Annotated in this window: 25 protein-coding genes; 11 read left to right on the top strand and 14 right to left on the bottom strand. The window is 66.6% G+C overall.

Annotated elements, in window-relative coordinates; genetic code table 11:
* Positions 1-69 precede the first annotated feature (69 nt).
* From BCO18175_RS35175 to BCO18175_RS35200, 6 genes are all read right to left on the bottom strand, one after another.
* Positions 70-744, bottom strand: a complete 675-nt coding sequence (locus tag BCO18175_RS35175) for a response regulator (protein WP_174987719.1) — start codon at positions 742-744, stop codon at positions 70-72.
* A 455-nt stretch (positions 745-1,199) separates the two neighbouring features.
* The gene (locus BCO18175_RS35180; RefSeq protein ID WP_174987722.1) at positions 1,200-1,394 is read right to left on the bottom strand and encodes a hypothetical protein; all 195 of its coding nucleotides are present in this window, start codon (positions 1,392-1,394) and stop codon (positions 1,200-1,202) included.
* Positions 1,395-1,503: 109 nt separating this feature from the next.
* Entirely contained in the window at positions 1,504-4,563 is a 3,060-nt protein-coding gene (locus tag BCO18175_RS35185) for an ATP-binding protein (protein ID WP_174987725.1), read from the bottom strand.
* A gap of 340 nt (positions 4,564-4,903) precedes the next feature.
* Positions 4,904-5,923: a hypothetical protein gene (locus BCO18175_RS35190; RefSeq protein WP_174987728.1), complete on the bottom strand. Its 1,020-nt coding sequence runs from the start codon at positions 5,921-5,923 to the stop codon at positions 4,904-4,906.
* A 122-nt stretch (positions 5,924-6,045) separates the two neighbouring features.
* Positions 6,046-6,873, bottom strand: coding sequence for a hypothetical protein (locus BCO18175_RS35195; RefSeq protein WP_174914267.1), 828 nt, complete (start codon positions 6,871-6,873; stop codon positions 6,046-6,048).
* Between the two features lie 120 nt (positions 6,874-6,993).
* Positions 6,994-7,581, bottom strand: a complete 588-nt coding sequence (locus BCO18175_RS35200; RefSeq protein WP_174968007.1) for a tetratricopeptide repeat protein — start codon at positions 7,579-7,581, stop codon at positions 6,994-6,996.
* 360 nt (positions 7,582-7,941) lie between these two features.
* Here BCO18175_RS35200 and BCO18175_RS35205 point away from each other — a divergent pair, with 360 nt between their 5' ends.
* The 3 genes from BCO18175_RS35205 to atsR are packed head-to-tail and all read left to right on the top strand — an operon-like array spanning position 7,942 to position 11,177.
* Entirely contained in the window at positions 7,942-8,814 is an 873-nt protein-coding gene (locus BCO18175_RS35205; protein ID WP_174987731.1) for a response regulator, read from the top strand.
* A 42-nt stretch (positions 8,815-8,856) separates the two neighbouring features.
* On the top strand, positions 8,857-9,360 hold the full coding sequence (locus BCO18175_RS35210; RefSeq protein ID WP_174914273.1) for a molybdopterin-dependent oxidoreductase: 504 nt from the start codon (positions 8,857-8,859) through the stop codon (positions 9,358-9,360).
* Positions 9,357-11,177, top strand: a complete 1,821-nt coding sequence (atsR, locus tag BCO18175_RS35215) for a hybrid sensor histidine kinase/response regulator AtsR (protein ID WP_174987734.1) — start codon at positions 9,357-9,359, stop codon at positions 11,175-11,177. Before BCO18175_RS35210 ends, atsR begins: the two co-directional genes overlap by 4 nt.
* A 54-nt stretch (positions 11,178-11,231) precedes the next feature.
* Here atsR and BCO18175_RS35220 read toward each other — a convergent pair whose 3' ends face one another.
* On the bottom strand, positions 11,232-11,651 hold the full coding sequence (locus BCO18175_RS35220; RefSeq protein WP_174987736.1) for a secondary thiamine-phosphate synthase enzyme YjbQ: 420 nt from the start codon (positions 11,649-11,651) through the stop codon (positions 11,232-11,234).
* 10 nt (positions 11,652-11,661) lie between these two features.
* Positions 11,662-11,988 (bottom strand): thioredoxin family protein, encoded by a 327-nt coding sequence (locus tag BCO18175_RS35225; protein ID WP_021160574.1) that lies wholly within the window; start codon positions 11,986-11,988, stop codon positions 11,662-11,664.
* Positions 11,989-12,216: 228 nt separating this feature from the next.
* Here BCO18175_RS35225 and BCO18175_RS35230 point away from each other — a divergent pair, with 228 nt between their 5' ends.
* The 4 genes from BCO18175_RS35230 to BCO18175_RS35245 all read left to right on the top strand — a co-directional run bounded on the left by BCO18175_RS35230 (position 12,217) and on the right by BCO18175_RS35245 (position 15,275).
* Entirely contained in the window at positions 12,217-12,942 is a 726-nt protein-coding gene (locus BCO18175_RS35230; protein WP_174987739.1) for a flavin reductase family protein, read from the top strand.
* A 179-nt stretch (positions 12,943-13,121) separates the two neighbouring features.
* Complete coding sequence (locus tag BCO18175_RS35235) at positions 13,122-13,454, top strand: DUF2322 family protein (RefSeq protein ID WP_174987742.1); 333 nt, start codon at positions 13,122-13,124, stop codon at positions 13,452-13,454.
* Positions 13,455-13,562: 108 nt separating this feature from the next.
* The gene (locus BCO18175_RS35240) at positions 13,563-14,432 is read left to right on the top strand and encodes a hypothetical protein (protein WP_174987744.1); all 870 of its coding nucleotides are present in this window, start codon (positions 13,563-13,565) and stop codon (positions 14,430-14,432) included.
* Positions 14,433-14,642: 210 nt separating this feature from the next.
* Complete coding sequence (locus BCO18175_RS35245) at positions 14,643-15,275, top strand: LysE family translocator (protein WP_043178857.1); 633 nt, start codon at positions 14,643-14,645, stop codon at positions 15,273-15,275.
* A gap of 62 nt (positions 15,276-15,337) precedes the next feature.
* On the opposite strand, the gene BCO18175_RS35250 is transcribed toward BCO18175_RS35245, so the two are convergent.
* From BCO18175_RS35250 to BCO18175_RS35260, 3 genes are all read right to left on the bottom strand, one after another.
* A complete protein-coding gene (locus tag BCO18175_RS35250) occupies positions 15,338-16,018 on the bottom strand; it encodes a YebB family permuted papain-like enzyme (protein WP_174987746.1) in 681 nt (226 codons plus the stop codon).
* A gap of 137 nt (positions 16,019-16,155) precedes the next feature.
* The gene (locus BCO18175_RS35255) at positions 16,156-16,725 is read right to left on the bottom strand and encodes a hypothetical protein (RefSeq protein WP_174988076.1); all 570 of its coding nucleotides are present in this window, start codon (positions 16,723-16,725) and stop codon (positions 16,156-16,158) included.
* 228 nt (positions 16,726-16,953) lie between these two features.
* The gene (locus tag BCO18175_RS35260) at positions 16,954-17,412 is read right to left on the bottom strand and encodes an Lrp/AsnC family transcriptional regulator (RefSeq protein WP_006486309.1); all 459 of its coding nucleotides are present in this window, start codon (positions 17,410-17,412) and stop codon (positions 16,954-16,956) included.
* Between the two features lie 124 nt (positions 17,413-17,536).
* Between BCO18175_RS35260 and BCO18175_RS35265 the strand changes: the two genes are divergently transcribed.
* The 3 genes from BCO18175_RS35265 (at position 17,537) to surE (ending at position 19,532) form a co-directional block, all read left to right on the top strand.
* Positions 17,537-18,271: an AzlC family ABC transporter permease gene (locus BCO18175_RS35265; protein WP_059696142.1), complete on the top strand. Its 735-nt coding sequence runs from the start codon at positions 17,537-17,539 to the stop codon at positions 18,269-18,271.
* On the top strand, positions 18,264-18,572 hold the full coding sequence (locus BCO18175_RS35270; protein WP_174967999.1) for an AzlD family protein: 309 nt from the start codon (positions 18,264-18,266) through the stop codon (positions 18,570-18,572). Before BCO18175_RS35265 ends, BCO18175_RS35270 begins: the two co-directional genes overlap by 8 nt.
* 180 nt (positions 18,573-18,752) lie before the next feature.
* Entirely contained in the window at positions 18,753-19,532 is a 780-nt protein-coding gene (surE, locus tag BCO18175_RS35275) for a 5'/3'-nucleotidase SurE (protein ID WP_174939532.1), read from the top strand.
* Positions 19,533-19,665: 133 nt separating this feature from the next.
* Here the strand turns inward: surE and BCO18175_RS35280 are convergent, their stop codons facing one another.
* The 3 genes from BCO18175_RS35280 to BCO18175_RS40915 are packed head-to-tail and all read right to left on the bottom strand — an operon-like array spanning position 19,666 to position 21,882.
* Entirely contained in the window at positions 19,666-20,487 is an 822-nt protein-coding gene (locus BCO18175_RS35280) for an SDR family NAD(P)-dependent oxidoreductase (protein ID WP_174987749.1), read from the bottom strand.
* A 14-nt stretch (positions 20,488-20,501) separates the two neighbouring features.
* The gene (locus BCO18175_RS35285) at positions 20,502-21,743 is read right to left on the bottom strand and encodes an MFS transporter (protein WP_174987752.1); all 1,242 of its coding nucleotides are present in this window, start codon (positions 21,741-21,743) and stop codon (positions 20,502-20,504) included.
* Positions 21,744-21,747: 4 nt separating this feature from the next.
* Positions 21,748-21,882, bottom strand: coding sequence for a hypothetical protein (locus BCO18175_RS40915; RefSeq protein ID WP_302480664.1), 135 nt, complete (start codon positions 21,880-21,882; stop codon positions 21,748-21,750).
* 72 nt (positions 21,883-21,954) lie between these two features.
* On the opposite strand from BCO18175_RS40915, the gene BCO18175_RS35295 reads away from it, so the two are divergent.
* Positions 21,955-22,629, top strand: a complete 675-nt coding sequence (locus BCO18175_RS35295; RefSeq protein ID WP_174987755.1) for an ArsR/SmtB family transcription factor — start codon at positions 21,955-21,957, stop codon at positions 22,627-22,629.
* Positions 22,630-22,646 lie beyond the last annotated feature (17 nt).

Genomic DNA, 22,646 nt, shown 5'->3' on the forward strand with positions numbered 1-22,646 from the left:
GGCCGGATCGCCCGCCGCCGCGCGCGGCACTTTTCGATACATTCGGCGCGCCCCCGTTCAGCGCGCCGGCTATTCGCCAGCGGCCGGCGCGTCGGGCGCCGAAGCGTCGACCAGGTTGCCGTCGCTCGCATATCGGATCAGATCGGCATCGCGCACGATGCCGAGCTTCTTCATTGCGCTCGTCTTCTGCGAGCTGATCGTCTGCTTGCTGCGGTGAAGTTGGGCGGCAATCTCGCCGACCGTGTAGCCTGCGCCGAACAGCCGCACCACCTCGATCTCGCGCGTCGTCAGCGGACGAGCCGAATCGGATGTGCCCGCGGACTCCAGCAGTTGCTTGATATGCGGCGACAGGTAGTTGGCGCCGACGTACGCCGCGTGCACCGCGCCGACGAGATGCGAGATCGCATCCGACTTGCTCAGGATGCAGCCGACGCCCTGCTTGCGGATCGCATGCAGCACACTGGGATTATCGATCATCGTGATCGTCACGAGCTTCAGCGCCGGATAGCGGCGCTGCAGGAACGACAGCAGCACGAGCCCGTCGCCGAACTTGCCGCCGGGCATCACGTAGTCGACCACCAGCACGTCGCTCGGTTTCTCGTCGAGCGCTGCCACGAGATCGGTCGAATTGGACACGGCGCCGACGAACCGGATCGTGCTGCTATCGGCGAGCGCCTGCGACATCCCGATCGCGGATGACGGGTGGTCATCGGCCACCATCACACGCACAAAGAATTCATCCATCGTCCCATTTCTCCCCGAGGCTTTTGATCGCGCATCCACCGACAGCCGCAGGATTCGGGCAACCGTTCCGGCTCCGTTCCATCCAGCCGACAGGCCGTCGATTCGACCCGTCGCATTCGACACATCGGAGAATGCAAGCGCGACTCGATTTTAAGATAAAACGTGGGCAAGACCATGAGCATTGGCCGACAGGCCGAAGCAGACTGCATGTCGCGTCGCCCTGCCGCATGCCTGGCATGGCCGCGCCGGCCGAACGCTTACGGACGTTGCCGATCGGCATGCCCTACCGGGCCGGCGCCACGCATGAGAGCGAGACACGCGCCAACGCATGCAGCGGGTTCCCGGATCGGAACGCCGCATCGCACGTCGCCCCGCCCCGCTCCCGTGCCGTCGCAGTCACTCGCGCAGCAGCGAGCCTGCCGCACATCGACCGCTTGCCGGTATCCGGATCGTCGTTATGGTCGGTGGACGCCCTCGCCCGATTCGCCCCGTTCCTCGACTGCCTGCTTCCATTCGCTGATCGCGCGCCGCTTCTGCATGGGCGACATGATCAGGAATTCGTTCATCCTGCCTAGAAAGTCCTTTCTGGATTTCTCGGGAAGCGTAGCGAAATCGAGCAACATTACGAAGACTTTCACCATGTAGCGCACGGTCTTCCCCTCTTCTCACCTGATTGATCTGCTCCGCCGTTGCCGAAGCGTCGCGCCGCCTTCCATTCTTCGGACAGCGTCGTCACCGCCCACGACAATCGACACGCGTTCATGTCGTGCCGCCGTGTGCGAAACGCGCGACGTCCTGTTCTTGTATTCCCGCTCCATGCTCCGACGCACCACGCCGTCGAGCGATGCCGGCCAACGCGCCGCGCAGATGCGCGAGCGTCACCGGCCTGGTCAGCACGCAGCCGATTCCCGCGTCCGCATACCGCCGCCTGTCGACGGGCGCGACATGCGACGTCACGACCACCACGTCGCAGCCCGCGCCGACATCGCGCACGGCGTTCGCCAGCGCGCAGACCGACATGTCCGGCAGGTCGGCATCCACCAGCAGCACCTGCCATGCACCGGTGGCCAACAGGTCGAGCGCCGCTTCGGCCGACCCCGCCGTCCGTACCTCGCAACCCAGCACGTGGAGTTGCTCCAGCAACAGCGCGCCGCCGACGGAATCGATGCTGGCAAGTGCCACACGCCATGCGTGCGGATGAACCGCTTCGACGTGCGTGCTCGCCGGCCGTTGCGCGGCAAGGCCGCCGGTGTCGGCCATCGCCTGCTCGAACGCGTCCTTCAAGCCGCCAAGTGCATAACTCGACACGCGTATCGTCCTGCCCGCCCGATACGCTTGCGGCGGGCCGTCCGGTGTGGCGAACACGACAGGGCAGTCGCCATCCAGGCTGTCTAGCTCCGCACGCGACCACGCATCCGAATCGCCGAACAGGACGATCGCCGCGGCCCGCGCACGACGGTCGGCCGGGATCCGCGCCGGGCGCTCGTACGCGTCGACGTCGAAGCCCCATGAACGCAGATGCGGCAACGCGAAGCGCTGCCATTCCGTACGTGCGACGACGATCAGCGGCGTGCGCGCGCCGCGCGCGGGATGCGCGTCGAGCGGCACGACAGCCGTCCCGAGCGGCACCGTCAACGTGAAACGGCTGCCGGTGCCCGGTACGCTCGCCACGTCGATCCGTCCGCCCATCGCGGCTGCGAGGCGATCGCACAACGCGAGCCCGAGCCCGGTGCCGCCATAGCGGCGCGTGATCGACGCGTCGACCTGCGAGAACGCCTTGAACAGCTTGTGCCGATCGGCGCCCGCGATGCCGATACCGGTGTCTTCCACCGCGATCGACAGCTCGGCGTCGCCGCATCCCGCCGACGCCACCGACACACGCACCAGTACGTGCCCATTGGCGGTGAACTTGATCGCGTTGCTCAGCAGGTTGCCCATTACCTGCCCGAGCCTGGTCGGATCACCACGCATCCGCTGCGCGTCGCTCGCGTCGATTTCGCAGAACAGCGACAGCCCCTTCGCCTTCGCGACGGGTGCGAACGCGCCGAGCGTGCGCTCGATTACGCCGATCACGTCGAACTCGATCGCTTCGACCGTCATCGCACCGGCTTCGATCTTCGAGAAATCGAGGATGTCGCTGACGAGGCCGAGCAGCCCCGACGCGGCGGCACGCAGTGTTTGCACGCGGCCGTGCTGTGACGCATCCAGCGCGGAGCGGTCGAGCAGTTCGAGATTGCCAAGAATCACGTTGAGCGGCGTGCGGATTTCATGCGTGATCGCCGCCAGGAACGATGACTTGGCCGCGTTCGCCGAATCGGCCGCGCGCACCGCCTCCTCGAGCTGCTGGACGAGTTGCCGCCGTGCGGTGACGTCGGCGACCGCGACGATCAGCACGTCGATCTCCTGGTAACGCGCGCCGCACGCGCTCACCTCGAGATGCAACGGCGCCGCGCCGGCATCCGCATCGGCCAGCACGACATCGGTCTGCAGCGTGCCGCCGGCCGAGCCGCCCGCGATGAACGCGTCGTAGCGCGCCACCGCCTGCGCGGACAGCGTGCGATAGTCGCTGCCGAGCCGCGCGAGCATCTCGGCCAGTGCGGGGCTGACGAGCATGAAATGCCCATCGGCGCGCGAGATCAGACCGAGGCCGATCGGCGCCGTCTCGATCACGCTGCGGCACAGCGCTTCGCTGTCGAACACGCGCTGCGAACGCGCGTAGACGGACGCGAACACACGGCGATGGAAACGCACGAGCATGATCCACATGATCGCGATGGTGAGCAGCGACGCGCCGAGCAGCAGGCTCGCGCGCAACGCGACGCTCGCGACGACGTCCGCCCACGGCAATGCATACGCAAGCGTCCAGCCCGTTTCATCGAGGGTGCCGTGGAAGATCACGAAGCCGTCGCGGAACACGGCCTGCTCGGGCTTCGTGCGATCGCGCAACGGATCGAGCGCCAGCAGGCGGCCGGCGCGTGCTTCGTCGCCGGCCACGCCGGGGCTCGCGGCGACGAGGCGGTTGTCACCGGTCGTCACGAAGAAAACGCCGTCGACCGGATGCTCGGGAAGCCACGACAGCAGATGCTCGGGCGCATATTCGGTGACCAGCACCGCGAACGGCTCGCCGTCGACCTGCGCCTGCGCGGCGATCCGGATGCGTGCGGCGCCCGACACCGGATCGGTGAACGGCGGCAACCAGCGCACGTGCGGGCGACCGGTGGTGCCGGCCACCTGCGCCGGGCCAGTGCCGAAATCGATCCGCAGTGCCTCCATCACGCGCGCACGGCCGTCCGGCGTAGCAAGCGCGCCGCCGCCGGCCCCCGAATCCGGCACGAGCCCGAGCAGGCTCGTGCGCGTGCTGTAGTGATAGCCGACGAGCGTCTGCCCGCGATTGATCGAGCTCGCCGCGCAGATGCGCGCCAGCAGCACCGACAGCGACAGGTAGCGCGCCACTTCGGTTCGGTCGGGGGGCTGCTTCGACACGCCGAACACGACGGACGGATATGGCTTGATCGCGGCCCGCTCGCCCGCTTCATAGAACGCGTCAACCACACTGTCGGGCACCGGCCCGGTTTCCCGCCAGATCAGCTGTGCATTGGTTACGCCGTTGCGGAACGACGTCTCGCTCACCTTGATCTCGTTGAGCGTCTGCACCATGCCCGTCAGGAAATTGTGCCGCTCGCCGTCGAGATAGCCGTACACGATCGAACCCATCCCGAGCGCGCAGGCGATCAGGATCAGGATCGTGACGACGATCCCGCCGCCGAACACCGAGATGTTCTGATAGCGGCGGATGGATTGGAGCGGGCTGTAAGGCATGTCGCAATGCGACGATGCCGGATGCCGGCATGCGTACGTCTCCGGCTCCGGCATCGTGCAGGAAGGTGGCTCAGGACGATTGGAGTGCCACGATCATGCCAAACGACTTGCCGAAAATCAGTCCGTTATGAACGGTTTAGTACATGTCCAATATGATTTGGAGGCAGATTTGAACTTGAACGAAATTTGCGGCCCCGCCCGGTCGTTGGGGGTCAGAATGCAGGCATGATTGCCAGATCGGCGCCGGACGAAAGAAAACGGGGCGGACACCGTCTTGCCGGTGCCCGCCCCGCTTCGAAAAAGCCGACAAGCGGCCGCGCGATGCAGCCGCCTCGTTCGCTCAGTTCTGCGTGAGCGGATTCAGTGTCGTGCACAGGAAGCCCGTGCAGTTCTTCGGCGTGAAATAGAACGACGCCATCACCGGGCTCGACGTGCCAAGCGCGATATCGCTCAGATAGGCGGCCCCCTGCGCACCGAACGTGTTCGCCTGCTGGACGAAGCCCGCACCGGTCGACTGGATCGCGGCCGACTGATACGTGAAGGTCGGCGACTGCGTCTGGTCCTTCACGTAGACCCACGAGATCGCCATGCCGAACGCCATCGCACCCTTCGCGCGATAGCCTTTCGCCCCTTCGCTGTTGGCCTGCGCGATGAAGTCGCCGACAGTCGAGGTCGGCGCCAGCGCGTCGTACGTATAGGTCGCGTTCGATGCGTTGTTCTTCATGTAAATGTTCGCCTGCACCGACGCCACCGCGATCGGCCCCAGGAACCAGTAGCCCGACTGGCCCTGGCCGTTCGCCTGCGTGAGGAACGCGTTCGCATCGACCGGCAGGCCCGTCGTCTTATACGTGTAAGTGGCCGACGATCCGCCGTCCTTGCGATAGAGATCGCCGTACGTGAGCGGGCCTTCGTAGCGGTAGCCGCTCGCCCCTTGCGCGTTGGCCGCGTTGACGAAGGATGTCATGTCGGCCGGCGCCGCCTGCAGCTGGTACGTGTAGGTCTGCGCGGTGCCGTCGTTCACGAAGATCGACTGCGTACCGCCGCTGGAAGCGTTGTAGTAGTAGTCGCCCAGATAGCGGTAGCCCTTCGCGCCTTCGCTGTTGACCAGCGTCAGGAAGCTCGCCTTGTCGGCCGCAACAGGCTGCGCCTCGTAGCGCCACGTCAGCGTGCCGCTACCCGAGCCGCCCGAGCCGCCACTGCCGCCGCTTCCCGTCCCGCCCGAACCCGTGCCGCCGGTACCGCCGCTGCCGCCGTTGTTGCTCGTGCCCGATCCGCCACCGGACGATGCGGGCGAGGAATCGTCGCCGCCGCAAGCGGTCAGCGCCAGACAGGTCAGTGCGATCAATGCAACGGCTTTCATCGGGATCACCTCAATGCAAAAAGGACGAACGAAGCCGGTACGCGCGGATCACGCCGCGCGCACGGACAGTCACGAATCACGAATCAGGCATCGGCCGGCGGCGCACCGCCGGCCCGGGAGCGTCAGTTGACCTGGAGCTGGCCACCGCGGCCGAGGCCGCCCTTGACGTCCTGCGCCTTGTAGCTGCGCAGCGCAACGACCATCTTGTTGTACGCGTCGATGAACGCGACGACCGTCGCCTTGCCTTCCGGCGTCGACGAGAAGCCGGCGAGCGCGCCGCCCACGCCGCCGCCGAAGCCGCCCAGCGCCGCGCCGTAGTTGGTCGCCGTCGAGCTGCCTTCCGACGCCGCGATCTGCACGGCCGAGCGCACGTCGAACAGCGTGAGCGTGACGACCGATGCCTTCGTCTGCAGGTGGCCGGCCACCGCCGCGACCGCGCCGTTGCCGATCAGCCCGCCGATCATGCTGCCGATGCCGCCGATCGGCGAATCGTTGATGACGATCTGCGGTTCCATGTAATAGTCGGCCGCGACACGCTGGCCCTTCTGCTGCTTCGAGCCCGCGCGGTATTCGCCCGAGTTGCGCTGCAGCTGCGTGATGCGCGACAGGCGCGCGTCGCTCTTCTGGTTGCCGATCGACGTGATCACGAAGCAGTTCGACTGCTGGACGGCCAGGCGCAGCAGCGGGTCGATCGTCGTCATCTTGGTCGCGCTGCCGAACGGGCCCCACCAGTCGGCGTTGCGGCCGTCGTCGACGGCGATCGTGCCGAGCGGCGACGCGCAGCGCTGCAGCCCCGAATCGGCGCCGGCGCTCGTGCCGCCCGCGGCGGCACCGGTCACGCCCGCATTCTGGCCGCCGGGCGTCACCACGCCGCCGCAGCCCGCGACGGACGCGCAAAGCGCTGCGACCAGCGCACCTTGAGTGAGACGTTGGGAAAGGATGGTCTTCATGTCGTTATCGATCGATTAGAGTCGTTGTTCGGCTTATGTGTTCGTGCGAACTTCGATAAGCCCCCCGGCTGGCGCGCGATGGTGGTCTCCCCGCTGCTGCCCCCGTTGCTTCAGGCCCGGTCAGTAGTACCAGTACGTCTGCTGCCAGACGCCGTAGTACGGATAGCCCGAGTACCAGTAGCCGTAATAGACGTCACGCCATTGCGTGCGCCATTTCCAGTCTTCTTCGTCTTCCTTCTTGGCCTTGCGCGCGAGATCGAGCAGCTTTTTCGATTCCTTGTCGCCGCGGCCGGCCGCGATCGACAGCCACTTCTCCGCTTCGCGTGCATCCGAGCCCATTTCCTCGAGGCCGAACAGGTAGAAACTGCCGAGCGCCTTCTGCGCCTGCAGGTCGCCGCGCTCAGCGGCATCGCGCATCCACTTGAGTGCCTGATAGCTGTCCTGGCGCACGCCGTCGCCGCGGAAATAACGCAGGCCGAGATCGTAGGCGGCCTTCGGCTGGGTCTTCGCGGTCTGCTTCAGCGCAGCGATGCGGGGGCTTTCCTGGTCTGCCGAATCGTCCCTTTTTTGATAGGACACCTGATCTTTAGGACGGTCGGAACAACCTGTGTCGTCGCAGATCCGCACCGTGTTGCTGGTGAGCGACGGATCCTGCGCGCACGCGGCCAATAGCAACAGCAGCCCCGGTGCGAGTAAACGGCGGTACATTGTTACCTTCCTCAAGTTTTATTTGCGCCGCAATTCTTCGAGCTATCCCACCCCCGCGAGCTCGCACCCGGCTGCGCGCGGCGCAACGGATACAATCCGTCAACGCCGACACGCACTCCAAGGCTCTCTCAGGTTCTCTCTTCGAATCGTTCAGTCACTGCTTCATTGTTGTCGCTTTTCGCTGTGCCGACTGTGGCCGGCATCGATCCCCAAACATGACGCGACAAACAATAGTGACGTGGTGAGCAATAATAATGAAGAAAAAAGGCATGTCAAGGTCATTCGCATTTTCAAAGTTTGCATGACACGTCAGTTTTGATATGCTCACCCTCGCCCAAAACCCCTGGAGACCCCATCGAGATGTCCAACAGCGAGCAGGCCAACGTCGATCTCATCACCGCCAACAAGGTGCGCGACCTACTGAACCGCAACGGCATTCCACCGCGAAGTCACAACACGACGATCGCGAATGTGCTCGGCCTGAGCTTTTCGGTCGTCACGCGCAAGATGAAAGGCCTGATCCCGTGGAACCTGTCGCAGTTGCAGGACATCGCGACGCACTTCGGCGTGCCGCCCGCGATCCTGCTCGACGACAAGGGCACGCAGCCGGCCGCCGCCGAGATGATCGACGCGACGCTCGTGATCGAGTCGCGGCGTTTCCGCTGCCGCGCCGCGATCTCGTCGAAAGCCAGTAGCCAGGCCGAGACGGACTTCGTCGCGCTGCAGTGGCAAGGCGAATGGCTCATCACCGAGCGTCAGCACGCGCGCGAGGGCCGCACGTATCCGGTCGACGTCATCGAGCTGCGCTCGGCCCAGCCGAACGTGTATGCGGCGCGCATCGCCGTGGTCGACGATTCGCAGGACGTCGCCGAAACCGTATGTGAATATTTCATCGAAAAAGGCGTGAACGCGATCCCGTACTTCGACGGCGCGACGTTCCGCAAGGCACTGGAGGTCGAGGATTTCGACGGTTACATCCTCGACTGGATGCTCGGCGACCAGACGGCCGCCGAACTCGTGCGCGGCATCCGCTCGAGCGAGAACAGCGGTGCGCCGATCTTCCTGCTGACCGGCAAGATCTCGACCGGCGAAGCCAGCGAGGACGAGATCGCGCACATCGTGTCGCACTACAACGCGCGCTGCGAGGAAAAGCCGGTGCGCCTGCCGATCCTGTTCGCCGAAGTGGCGCGCGAGCTGAAGATCACGCTGCCGGCCACGGCCGCCGCGAACTGACACCACAACGACAAATCACCACCGTACGACCGAGGGCAAGACATGCGAATTTCGACCATCTGGACCAAGAGCCTGCTGACGGCCTGCCTGCTCGGCATGGCGGCCGCGACCTGGGCCGCTTCGTCGTTTACGTTCACCGTCGACGGCAAGATCGACAAGCACAACCAGCAGGGCAAGACGGCGTACGTGTTTTCCGAGCAGGCGCTGATGGCGCTGCCGCAGCACACGATCGTCACGTCGACGAGCTGGACGCCGAAGGCAGCCTTCACCGGCCCGCGCCTGTCCGACATCCTGAAGACCGTCGGCGCGCACGGCACGCAGATCGAGTTCCGCTGCATCGACGAGTACACGTTCACGATTCCCGTGTCCGACGCCGATCGTTACGGCGTGATCCTCGCGCGGACGATGAACGGCAAGGTGCTCGGCAACGACAACTACGGCCCGCTGTGGATCATGTACCCGCGCGACCAGTATCCCGATGAATTGAAGACGCCGCTCGGCGAAGCCAAGTTCGCGTGGCAGATCATCGGCCTGACGGTGAAATGAAACGCCGTCGATGGAAAAATAGAAAGATCATCCTGGTCCTCGGCTCGCTGTGGATCATGGGGTTTGCCGCGTGGGCGTTCCTGCTGTGGGACCTCCTCGCCACATCGGTCAACGAGGGTGTGCTCGAAGGGCCGCGCGAAGGCGTGTTCTGGACCGCCGCGCAATACCGGAACGTCTATACGCGGTTCGACCGGCAACTGATCCTCTACGCGACGCGCGAGGACGACGACTTCAATCACGTGCAGATGCAGTTCGACAGCCTGTCGGTGTCGTTCGGCTTTCTGCAGCGGCCATCGGAAGTGTCCGAATACTGGCTGCGCATCCCGCGCGCGCGCAACGAGATCGACGCGCTCGGCGAATTCATGACGCGCCTGAAGCGCGAAGTGCCGTTGCTGCGCGACTCGCCGAAAAACGCGCAGCAGGTGATCGACGAAGTCAATGCGTACTGGCCGAAGGTCAACGGCCTCGCGAACTATTTCCGCGCGATCGAGATGGCGCAGCGCGACTTCACGTTCCATCAGCTGAAGGAAAAGCAGCGCGCGATCCTGATCCTCGGCATCGTGCTCGGCGTGATCCTGTGCGCGTTGTTCCTGCTGCTGTTCTATACGATGCGCACGCGTGACGACCTGCTAGAACGACAGGACGCGGCGCTAGACGCCGAACGCAAGGCGTCCGACCGCGCATTCGAAATGATCGAGGCAAAGAACGCGTTCCTCGGGATGGTCAGCCATGAGTTGCGCACGCCGCTGCAGGCGATCTGCGGATCGGTCGAGATCCTGCTCGCGCGCCCGCAGTCGGACGCGAACCTGAAGACGATCCGGCGGCTGCAGAATTCGGCGTTGTCGCTCGAAGCGCTCGTCAAGGACCTGACCGACTACATCAAGCTGCGCTCGACGAAGCGCCTCGCCGAACGGGAAACCGTCGGCATCGCGTCGCTGCTCGCCGAGGTGCTCGACCCGCTTCGCGAGAAGATCGCGGCCAAGCGGATCGCGGTCGCGCAGCAGGTCGAGCCGCACGACCTCGCGATCCGTTCCGATCGCAAGCTGCTGCGCCAGGTGCTGTCGAACCTGATCGAGAACTCGGTCAAGTACACGCTCGGCGGATCGATCCACGTGTCGATCACGCTCGCCGACGCGCCGGCCGGCCAGCAATTGAAGATCGCCGTGCGCGACACGGGCACCGGCATCGCGAAGCCGCACCTGTCGAAGATCTTCGAGCCGTTCTACCGCGCGAACGACGCGGTCGGGCTGCACGTGGATGGGATCGGCATGGGGCTCGCCGTCGTGCGCGAAATCGTGACGACGCTGCGCGGGCATGTGGACGTGCGTAGCGTGGTCGGCGAAGGCAGCGAGTTCGTCGTGACGCTGCCGGCCGAAGTGCCCGGCATCGACACCGCCGGCAACGCGGCCGGCGACACGCCCGCGCTGCCGCACGCGGCCGCGCACCGCGACCGGCGCGCGCTGGTGGTCGACGATGACGACAACGCGCGCGAAACGCTCGGCGCGATGCTGTCGGCGCTCGGCATCGAAGCCGATCTGTGCGGCACCGGGCAGGAAGGCGTCGCGCGCTTCGGTACGAGCCATTACGACATCGTCGTGCTCGATCTCGAGCTGCCGGACTTGAGCGGCTTCGAGGTCGCGCGGCGCATTCGGGCGGTCGCGGTACCCGACGACGACGGCCGGCATCCGGCGATCCTCGGCGTCAGCGCGTATGAATCGACCGCGCTGAGCGAGAACAAGCAGGTGTTCGACGAATTCCTGCCGAAGCCCGTCCACCTGCGCGAACTCGGCGCGCTCGTCGAGAAGCTGCTCGCCTGAGCCGGCGCGCAGGCGAAGTGCCGCCTGTTGCCGCTTGTTGCAGTGTGTAGGCGCTTACTCGCCGATCAGATGCAGCACGATGTCGCGCCGGTGCGCCGCGCGGCGATGCTCGAACAGATAGATTCCCTGCCACGTGCCGAGCACCATGCGCCCGTGCTCGACCGGGATCGACAATTGCACCTGCGTGAGCGCCGTGCGCAGGTGCGCCGGCATGTCGTCTGCCCCTTCGGTGTCGTGCTCGTAGCGCGCGGCGTCCTCGGGCGCGAGCGTCGCGAAATAACGCTCGATGTCGCGCTGCACCGACGAATCGGCATTCTCCTGGATCAGCAGCGATGCCGACGTATGGCGGCAGAACACGGTGAGCAGGCCGGTGCGGATCGGCTGCTGGTCGACGAATGCGCGCGCCTGCGCCGTGAACTCGATGAGACCGCTGCCGCGCGTGTCGATGCCGATGTGCGTGATCGCCTGTTGCATCGCCGTGACCTCAGGCCAGCGCGGCGAAGCCGTCGGCTTCGATCTGCTTCGCGTCGGCCGGACGCACGACGCGTGCGACTTCGACACCGTCGCGCAGGAACACCAGCGTCGGCCACAGCTTCACGCCGAACGAGCGGCCGAGCGGGCGGCCCGGGCCATCCTCGATTTTCAGGTGTCGCACGGCGGGATGCGCGGAAAACGACGCCACGATCGCCGGCTGCGCGCCCGCGCAGATCCCGCACCAGTTCGCGCCGAATTCGATGACGGTTGCACCGCCCAGTGCGTCGACTTCCGCGCGTGTCGGCGCGTTGGCGGTGTAGCGTTGCTCGGTATCCATCAGGCCCTCGTGTGCGTTGGCGGAGCGAGGCCGCGCGCGCCCGTGCGATGCGGCGGGCGCGGCCTGCGATCTCCTACTGTAGCGGAAAAGCGCGCGCGGTGCCGACGGGTTCGGCCGGCGCACACGCGGCCTTCGCGCCCCTTCCGGAATGACACGACAAGATTCGGAGCGCCGCACCACCGCGACAGGATCAGCATGCGGACTGATCCCTCAACGAAGGCGCCGACCATGAATGCTCCGCATTGCATCACAGAACCGAACATCCTCTATTTCGGCACGCCCGTCGTGCTGGTCAGTACGCTGAACGAAGATGGCACGGCCAATCTCGCGCCGATCTCGTCCGCGTTCTGGCTCGGCTGGCGCGGCGTGATCGGCATCGCCGCCAGCTCGCAGACCACCCGCAACCTGCTGCGCACCGGCGAATGCGTGCTGAACCTGCCGTCGTCGGCGCAGGCGCACGCGGTCGACCGGATCGCGCGTACGACGGGCACCTACCCGGTGCCGGACGGCAAGCGCGCGAAGGGCTACGTGTACGAACCCGACAAGTTCGGCACGGCCAGGCTCACCGCAGCCGCGTCGCAAACCGTCGTGCCGCCGCGTGCGCTCGAATGCCCGGTGCACATGGAAGCAGTCGTCGCGGCCACGCACGGCATCGGTGAAGAAGCGCCCGACGTGCGCGGCCACATCCGCGTGTTCGAGGTGCGCATCCAGCGCGTGCATGTACATCCCGACCTGCTGATGGACGGTCATCCGGACCGCATCGATCCGGACAAGTGGTCGCCGCTGATCATGAGCTTCCAGAAATTCTACGGCCTCACGCCACATCAGGTGCACGCATCGCGGCTCGCCGAGATTCCCGAGCGGGCGTATCGCAGCCCCGACATCGAGCGCTCGCGCGACGCGGGCGTGCCGGCCGGCGCGATGGCCGGCGTCACCTCGGACGGCTCGACCTGACGGACCGGCTGCACTGAACGGGGAGGTCGATCGCACAGTTGCGCGCCTGGACGACGCCGGTGAAACACGGCCCGCCGTCGAGGCGCGAGCCGCGCGGCGGCCTGTGCGCAAAGGCTGATCGGATAAGATACGGCCGGCCATGCTCATTGGCCCATGACCGAACCGACGGAGTGTTTTCAGTGATTCAACCGACCCAAGTATTCAAGGACAACCTCGCGCAACTGCCGGCCATCGACGGCGTCGCGCGCATCGATCTCGTCGGCGCGAACGGCGACGTGGTCGCGACCATCGAGAACCAGCCGGGCAAGCAAGGCTCGCTCGCGGTGTACAACTATCTGAAGCAGGCATTCGGCACGCTCGACGCGCAAGCCGCCGAGCACGGCCTCGCGGTGTTCGCCGAACATACGGCCGACGCACGCAACCGCCCGGGCGCGCATCCGAACGTCGATCGCCTGCTGGCGATCGTCGACGGCGGCGAAGCGCTGCGGATCGACGTCGTCGCGAAGGGCTGAATCACCGGCGGCACGCCGGTGCGCTGCCGGCCGGTGCGCGCGACCGTGACACGCGGGCGAAAACCCGCGATCATCGCGCCCGTATCCCTTTCCCCGGAGACAGCCTGCGTGTCCCGTTTCATTGCGTTGCCGTTTGCCCGCCGTCTGGCTTCGATCGTGTCGATCGCGGCCGTTACGTGTGCCGCGCTCGGCGGCACGGCCTCGGCCGATCCGCTGCGGACGGCCTCCGATATCGCCGGCGCGTCGCTGGTACCGCTCGGCGTGCTGCCGCACTCGCCGGAGAACGGCTCGCTCGACTCGTTCTGCACGCAATACCGCGCGAAGACCACCACCGCGGCCGGCCGCGAAGTCGCGAAGCGCGACTGGATCGTGACGTCCGAGGCGCCGCTCGGCCGCTACACGGTCGTCACGTTCGCGAGCGGATTCAGTGCCGGCACGAGCGCGATCTGTTTCGCGCGCAACGGCAACGTCGGCGTGTTCGACGGCACGACGCTCGTCGCGCTCGGCTACACGGCGCGCAAGGCGGGCTGGCAGTTCGGCATGGCCGACCGGCTGGAAAACGGCGCGCTGCTGATCTGGGGCGGCGACGGCCCGGCTCCGCCCGTCGGCGAATTGCACGAAGAGAACGGCGGCCTGCGCCTGACCCGGGTAGCGGCTGAAAGCGTTTACTGCCAGGGCCGCGCGGTCGTGCCGAACGTGTACGGCAAACCGCTCGACGTCGCGCGCCGGATCCTGATCGCGAAAGGCTGGCAACCGCTGCGTCCGCGCGAGAAGCCGGATGCGACGGACGGCGCGGCGACGCTCGCGAAGCACGGCATCATCGAAGCCGAAGCGTGTTCGGGTACCGGCATGGGCTATTGCGCGCTGCGCTACCGGAGCGCGGCCGGCGTGCTCGGCGTGACGACGGTCGGCGGCGAGCCGGACAAGCCGTCGGCGAACACCGTGATCGATTATCAGGTGGCCTGCCGCAAGCCTTGAGCCGTGCGGCGATCGTCCGCACAAGGCGCTGCTTCGGCGTGTACCGTTGACGCGATATCGAGCATTGTCGGCGCGCCAAGGGCAGCGCACGTGCATTGACGATCGGCCTCGACGGCCTGCCAGATCATCGTCCGTTCGTTCGATTGACCGGCCTCGCGCGCCCTCCTAAACTGACCTCCCTTTTACGCTGCATCCACGAAAGGGACTCCCATGATCGACCTCTCCACGCTCGCGCTGTTTTCCGGCGCGTGTCTCGCGCTGACCGCCACGCCGGGCCCCGACATGCTGCTGATCGCGTCCCGCAGCGTGAGCCAGGGCCGGCGCGCAGGTTTCGCGACACTCGCGGGCATCCAGGCCGGCACCTACTGCCACGCGCTGGCGGCCGCGCTCGGACTGTCGCAGCTCTTCGTCGCGGTGCCGCTCGCCTATGACGCCGTACGCTTCGCGGGCGCCGCCTATCTGCTGTATCTCGCGTGGAAGACGTTCCGTTCGGATGCGACCGCACTGTCGCCCGTCGCGTCGCAACGTCGCCACTCGACCGCGACGATCTTCCGCCAGGGGCTGACGACGAACCTGCTGAATCCGAAGATGGCGCTGTTCGTGCTCGCGCTGTTTCCTCAGTTCGTGCGGCCCGAGCACGGTTCGATCGCGGTGCAGATTCTCGTGCTCGCGACGGTGCTGAACCTGATCGGCATCGTCGTGAACGGCGCGGTCATCCTGTCCGCGAGCCGGCTGAGCCAGCGGATCGGCGCGCGCCGCCGCCCGTCGAAGCTGCCGCAGTATCTGCTCGGGTCGGTGTTCGTGGGGCTGGCGGCGCGGTTGGCGGTGGCGGGACGTAACTGAGGACAGGCATCAGCTACGCATCACGATTGGAACCGCGCACGGCCTGCTGATACACGCGGGTATCAAGCGCCGTAATCGGCGACCGGCTCGCGCGTATCCGCCACCACCCGCAACGCCCCGCTATCGAGCAAGCTCGCCGGCGTCACCGTGCGGCGACGCCACGGAATCCGGCCGAAGTACCAGATCTTCCAGAAGCCGAGCGGATGATCGGGATTCCGGCGCAGCAGCATGTCGAAGGTCTCGACGTCGCCGAGCACGATCCGCGTCGCATCGCGCACGACTTCGCGCACGAACCGCGAGCAGAACTGCCGGCGCGACGCGAGATTGAACCCCGTGTCGTACACCACGCCGATCCGGCGCATCGCGGCCGCCACGAGCCGGCGCCGCTGCGCGGCATCGAGCGGCTGCTTCAGCCGTGCGATCACGCACGCGCCGCGATCGGAGCGCGCGAGAAACCGCGACATCGTCGTGACGCGCGACAGCGGAAACGTACTCTCCGCGATCAGCGGCTCGCCGCCGCGCTCGCCGACCACGATCCCGACGTGATTCGTCCACGAGCGCGTCGCGCTCGCCACTTCGAGGAACGGCCGCACGGTCACGCGGATGAAGACGATGTCGCCGATCTCCGGCTCGATCGGCAACGGCATGTCACGCGGACGGGAAGAACCAACGGAGAAGAGACGCCGCCGGCCCGCTTCGGGCGAGCGGATCATGAGCGGCTGGCAGCCGGTATCGACAACCATACGGACCTCGCGCGAGTGGAGATGGCGCGAGCATGTCAGCAGCAGCCGCGCGCCGCATCCGCTTCTTGCGCGAGGGCGGGTATCCGCGCCGCCGGGTGGCGGATTTCGATACCGGTGCGCGTGCCGCCGCGCTGCCGTCAGCGCGTCGCGCCCAACGCCACGCGCAGTCGCTCCATCAGCTGCGTGTAGTACCGCAGCACGTCGTCCTTCGGCACGACATTCGCGGTCGCGAAACGGTCCGACCACGCCGGTTTCCATTCATACGAGCCGTGCACGCTGCGATCGCCGTCGGGCGCCTGGATCAGCGAGCGGATCCGCGCATCGCGGCCCGGGCCCGTATGCACGTCGAACAGTGCGTGAATGTACGTGTGATACGCATCGTACACGTCGTCGTCGAACAGGTAGCGGTAGATGTGGAATGTGCGATCGAGCTCGCGCTTCGCGCGGATCACGTCGTCCGGCGAGATGTCCTTCCAGTAGCCGATCCACGTGTAGAAGCACAGCAGCGCATTGAGCTGCGGCGCGACCGCGTCGTACAGCGCGAGCCGCTTCTCGATCAATCGCTGGTTGGTCCACTGCACGAGTTCGAGCCGCTTCAGCCGGCGCGCGACGAGCCAGCCGAGACACGCGACCGACAAAGGCGTCAGCACGCCCAGCACGAGCTTGACGATTTCCAGCGAATTCCACGGATTGTTGATTGGCTGCATGAATGGCCCGACAAGAAGAAACGCATCCGCGCCGGCGCATGATCCGGCGCGCAGCGCCGCCTGCCCGATCGCGTCGACATCGACCGTTAGTTGCTTGCGCATCGAACGTCGCGCAATAACTCAGGCGACAGGTTCGAAGCGGCGAGATTCGTCAGTCTATCGAGCGATTGTCACCGAGCCGTGACCGTTCGTCGACCCGTCGTCGCGTAGCCACGCACGCCGCTCGCGCTAGGTCGGTAGCGCCGACGTGAGCTTGACCTTCTGCATCGGAATGTCGGTCTTCACGCTCAGCACGCCCGGAATGCGCGTGAGGTATTCCATCTGGAAGCGCCGGTAGTCGTCGATGTCGGCCGCGACGACGCGCAGCAGGAAATCGCAATCGCCCGCCATCAGGTGGCACTCGACGACCTCCGGCATCTGCTGGACGGCCTCGGCGAAGCGGTTCACCGATTCCGCGTCCTGCCCCTTCAGCCACACGCGCGTGAAGATCGTCAGCCCCTTGCCGACTTTCGCGGGATTCAGCACGGCCACGTACTTCTCGATCACGCCGGCTTCCTCGAGAAGCCGCACGCGCCGCAGGCACGGCGACGGCGACAGCCCGACCTCGTGCGCGAGCTCCACGTTCTGCATGCGGCCGTCGCGCTGGAGCGCGCTCAGGATCCGGCGGTCGATAGCATCAAGTTTCATTGGCATTCGATTCCAAAAAATTTTCAAATCACGCGTTCAATGCCAAATTCTGAGAAAAATCTGGCCACAACGCAACCCGATTCGAGTCAAAAAAGCAGACAATTCCTCCCCCGAAGGAGGAGTAATGAGCAGTAGCGTTTCAACGTCGTCAGGGCTTCGCGACAAGCCCGCCTATGTCGCCGAGATGGGTCGCGGTTTGCGCGCGGCGCTGCCCGTCATGCTGGGTTTCGTGCCGTTCGCGCTCGTGCTGGGCGCGCAGGCCGCGCAGAAAGGGCTGAGCCTGTTCGAAGTGCCGATGATGACCGGCATGAATTTCGGCGGCGGCTCCGAATTCGCGGCGATCCATCTGTGGACGTCGCCGCCGCACATCGCGCTGATCGTCGCGATGTCGTTCCTCGTGAATTCGCGCCACATCCTGATGGGCGCCGCATTCGAGCCGTATATCCGCCGCCTGCCGCGCCGCCGCGCGTTCTTCGCGCTGTTCTTCATGTGCGACGAAAGCTGGGCGATGTCGCTCGCCGACGCAAGGGCGCGCTCGGCCACGCACATCAGCGTGCCCTATTACGCGGGCATCTGCGTGGGGCTCTACCTGACGTGGATCTCGATGACCACGCTCGGCGCGGCGGTCGGCCCGACGATCGGCAACGTCGAGCAGTACGGCTTCGACATGGCGTTCACGGCCGTGTTTCTGGTGCTGCTGCGCGGGATGTGGAAAGGGATGCGCGCGAGCCGCCCCTGGTTCGTGAGTCTCGTCGTCGCGGCGGCCACGCACCTGGCCGTGCCCGGCGCGTGGTACGTCGCGGCCGGCGCCTGTGCGGGGCTGATCGCCGCGCTGCTGTGGGAGCCGCGCGATGCCTGAGCTTCCGGATTTCAGCACGGTCGCGACGATCGTGCTGATGGCATCGACCACATATCTTTCGCGCATTCTCGGCTACGTGCTGTTGCGCAACCGCACGCTGAGCCCGCGGATGGCGTCGGTGATGGAGAACGTGCCCGGCTGCGTGCTGATCTCGGTGATCGCGCCGGCCTTCGTGTCGACGCGCCCGGCCGACCTGCTCGCGCTGGCCATGACGCTGCTCGCGGCGACGCGCCTGTCGATCCTGCCGACCGTCATCGTCGGCGTCGTGTCGGCCGGCCTGCTGCGGTACCTGCTCGGCTGATCGGTTCCGAGCCGACGCGCACGCCGCGGCACGGCCACCGACGAACGGGCGCGCGATGCGCCCGTTTTCACATCCGCGCCGACCGCGCGACACGACGATCATCACGCGGGAATGCTAGCCTTGTGGCTTGCGCCACGCTGCACTCCCATCTGATTACCCATCTCCGCGAGGATCGTCCCGATGCAAGAAACCCGCCCGCTGTTCGATCGTGTCCTGCTCACCAACGACGACGGAATCGACGCCCCCGGTCTTGACGTGCTCGAACAGGTTGCCACGCAACTGGCGCGCGAAGTATGGATCGTCGCACCGGCGGAAGACCAGAGCGGTACGTCGCATTCGCTGAGCCTGCACGAACCGCTGCGCGTGCATCGCAAGGGCGAACGCCGCTTCGCGGTGCGCGGCACGCCCGGCGATTGCGTCGCGATCGCGATCAGCCACCTGATGAAGGACGCACGGCCCGACATCGTGCTGTCCGGCGTGAATCGCGGCGGGAACCTCGGCACCGAAACGGTGTTTTCCGGCACGGTGGGCGCCGCGATGACGAGCATGCTGGTTGGCGTGCCGGCCATCGCGCTGAGCCAGGCCTTCACCGATCGCAATGCGGTGCCGTGGGACACGGCACTCGCGCTTGCGCCGGACGTGATTCGCCGGCTCGTTGCGGCCGGCTGGGACAGCGACGCGTGCCTGAACGTGAACTTCCCGCCGCGGCCCGCGCAGGACGTGCGAGGCCTCAAGGTGACGAACCAGGGCGCCGGCACGCTGCAGGGCGTCGAGATCGTGTCGGGGCGCGACCCGCGCGACATCGAGTATCACTGGCTGAAGCTCGCCCGCGCGCCGCGCGACGACGATGCGGATTCGGAGACGGTCGCGCTGGGTGAAGGGTATGTCGCCGTCACGCCGCTGAAGTTCGAGCGCACGCACGATCAGGCGCTCGCGCGGTTGCGGTCGAGCCTCGGCTGATCGCGCAGTCCGGCAAGCAAGCGGTCGCGGCAATCGCGCGTGGTACCTGCGCGCGGTTGCCCGGCTGCATCACTGCATCACTGCATTACCGCCTAACCGCTTCATCGCTTCATCGAATGACCGAGTCGCCACATCACGTCAGATTCATTCCCCCGTCGAGCATCACGACCTCGCCCGTCACGTAATCGGACGCGACGAGCATCGCGACCGTCTGCGCGATGTCGTCCGGTGTCGCCGCGCGGCGCATCGGTGCGCGTTCGCGCCAGAGCTGCTGCGCGTCCGTCCAGTCGGCCGTGAGCGGTGTATCGACGAGCCCCGGCGCCACCGCATTGACACGAATCGCCGGCGCGAGCGTGCGCGCGAGCAGCCGCGTCGTGTGATTGAGCGCGGCCTTCGCCGCCGCATACGGAATCGACGCGCCCTTCGGCCGCATGCCCGCATGCGAACTGACGTTCACCACGCACCCGGCCCGCCCGTGCGATGCCGCCTCGCGCAATGCAGCCTCGGCCTCGGCGACGAGCCGGAACGGTGCGATCACGTTGATCTCGTGCATCTCGCGCCATACGTCGGGCGTCGCCGCGGCGAGGTCGTCATGCGGAATCACGCGGCTGACACCCGCGTTGTTGACGAGCACGTCGAGCCGCCCGTGCACGGCCAGTGCGTCGCGGATCAGCCGCACGCGTTCGGCATCGTCGGCGAGGTCGGCCTGCACGTAGGCCGCGCCGAGTTCGCGCGCCATCGCGCGCCCCACGTCGGCCGAGCTGCGCGAATGCAGGATCACCGCATAGCCGTCCGCCGCGAGGCGGCGCGCGATCGCCGCACCGATTCCCGACGTCGATCCGGTGACGAGCGCGACCGGCCGATGCAGACGCGACGCGCGCGGCTCGGCAACGGCTTCGGTTTCAGGTTCCGTTTCGGGAATCGGGGCAGAGATCGGCGGAAGCGGCGCGTCCATATCGGGGAACCCTGTCAGTGGCGTTCCCGCATCATAATCGCGACGACGCCCCCGGACGCGAACGTCACGGCGGCCACCACGAGGATCGCGGCGGCAAAGCCGAAGCGGTCGGCCATCAGGCCGGCCGACAGCGCGCCGATCGCATAGCCGAGATCGCGCCAGAAGCGGTACACGCTCAGCGAGCGCGCCCGCCAGCCGGGCTCGGACGCATCGGAGACGGCCGCGATCAGGCTCGGATAGACCATCGCCGTGCCGAGGCCGAGCAGCACGCTCGCGACGAGCCACCAGCGGAACTGCCCCGTCAGTGCGGTCAACGCCAGCCCGGCCGCCTGTACCCACATCCCGGCGACGATCAGCCCCTTGCGGCCCCACCGGTCGCTCAGCGGCCCGGTGACGATCTGACAGCTGCCCCACACGACCGGATAGACGGCCTTCAGGATGCCGATCCGCTCGATGCAGAGCCCGAGCGTCGTGAAGAACAGCGGGAAGATGCCCCAGCTCATCCCGTCGTTGAGGTTGTTGATCATGCCGGCCTGCGATGCCGCGAACAGGTTCCGGTTGCGGAACGACGTCAGCATGAAGACTTCGCGGAACGACAGCGCGGACGCGCCGGCCGGCCGGCCGCTTTCCAGCCGCACATGGTCGCGCGTGTCGCGCACGACAAGGATCGACAGCAGCAGGCCCGCGACCGCGTAGACCACGCCGAGATAGATCGGCGTCGGCCGCAGCCCATAGCGGCTCGCGAGATAGCCGGTCGCGAACGCGGTCGCGCCCACCGCGAAATAGCCGGCGAATTCGTTCAGTCCGACCGCGAGGCCGCGGCTCTTCGGGCCGACGAGGTCGACCTTCATGATCACCGTCATCGACCACGCGAACCCCTGGCTCAGCCCGAGCAACACGTTCGCGGCGATCACCCATTCCCAGTTCGGCGCCGCGATGATCATGAACGGTACGGGCAGGCCGAGCAGCCAGCCGGCGATCAGCACGTGCTTGCGCCCCCACGTGTCGGCGAGCTGGCCCGACACGAGGTTCGCGAACGCCTTGACCAGCCCGAAGCTGACGATGAACGACGTGATCAGCGCGGTCGATTCGAGATGAAACTGTTCGGCGCCGATCAGCGGCACGACGGTGCGCTCGATGCCCACCATCCCGCCGACGAATGCGTTGACCAGCACGAGCAGCGCAAATTGCCGCCAGTTCTCGCGCAGGCCGAGCGCCACTGCGCGCCCGCCGCGCGCTATCGCTACGTTTGCCATCGCGCTAGCGCGCCGCGACGCGCGGACAAGCCCCCCGATCGGCGACCGGTTCGACCACCGCGCCGGTCGCCTTGCCGCCGCAACCGAACAGGTATGAAATGCCTCCCGTATCGGGATGCAGGAATGGTCTGACGATCATCGGATTGCCTCCGTCCAGTGAATGCGTTAACATTCAATCAATTTGATGAATGATTGATCGAGGAGAGGCCACGTGTCAAGCACGGGACCCAAGCAAGCGATTTATGCGAGCCTCGCCGAGGTCGCGCAGGCGCTCGGCCATCCGAACCGGCTCGAATTGCTGGAGCACCTCGCGCAGCGCGAACGGTCGGTCGAGGAACTGACGGCACTGTCGGGGATGACGTTCGCGAACACGTCGCGGCACCTGCAGATCCTGCGGCGCGCGCGCCTCGTCGATACCGAGCGGCGCGGCAAGCACATCGTGTATCGCCTCGCCGGCGACAGCGAGGTGGTCGTGCTGATGAAGGCGCTCGGCCGCGTGGGCGAGCGCAACGTCGCCGAGGTCAACAAGGTGATGGGCGACTACTTCCATGCGCGCGATGCGCTGGAGCCCGTGTCGCGCGACGAACTGACCGCACGGCTCGCGGACGGTCTCGTCACGCTGCTGGACGTACGTCCGCACGACGAATTCGCGCAAGGGCACCTGCCGGGCGCGCTGAACATCCCGCTGTCCGAACTCGATGCGCGCGTGAGCGAGTTGCCGGCCGGGACGCAGATCGTCGCCTACTGCCGCGGCCCGTACTGCGTGTTTGCGGTCGAGGCGGTCGCCACGTTGCGCGCGCGCGGCTTCAAGGCCGCGCGGCTGGAGGACGGGTTTCCGGAGTGGAAAGCGGCCGGCCTCGCGGTCGAGACGGGCGCCGCCGGATGAAACAATGCGGCCCGCGT

The sequence above is a fragment of the Burkholderia lata genome (genome assembly GCF_902499335.1).
GTDB classification, from domain to species: domain Bacteria; phylum Pseudomonadota; class Gammaproteobacteria; order Burkholderiales; family Burkholderiaceae; genus Burkholderia; species Burkholderia lata_B.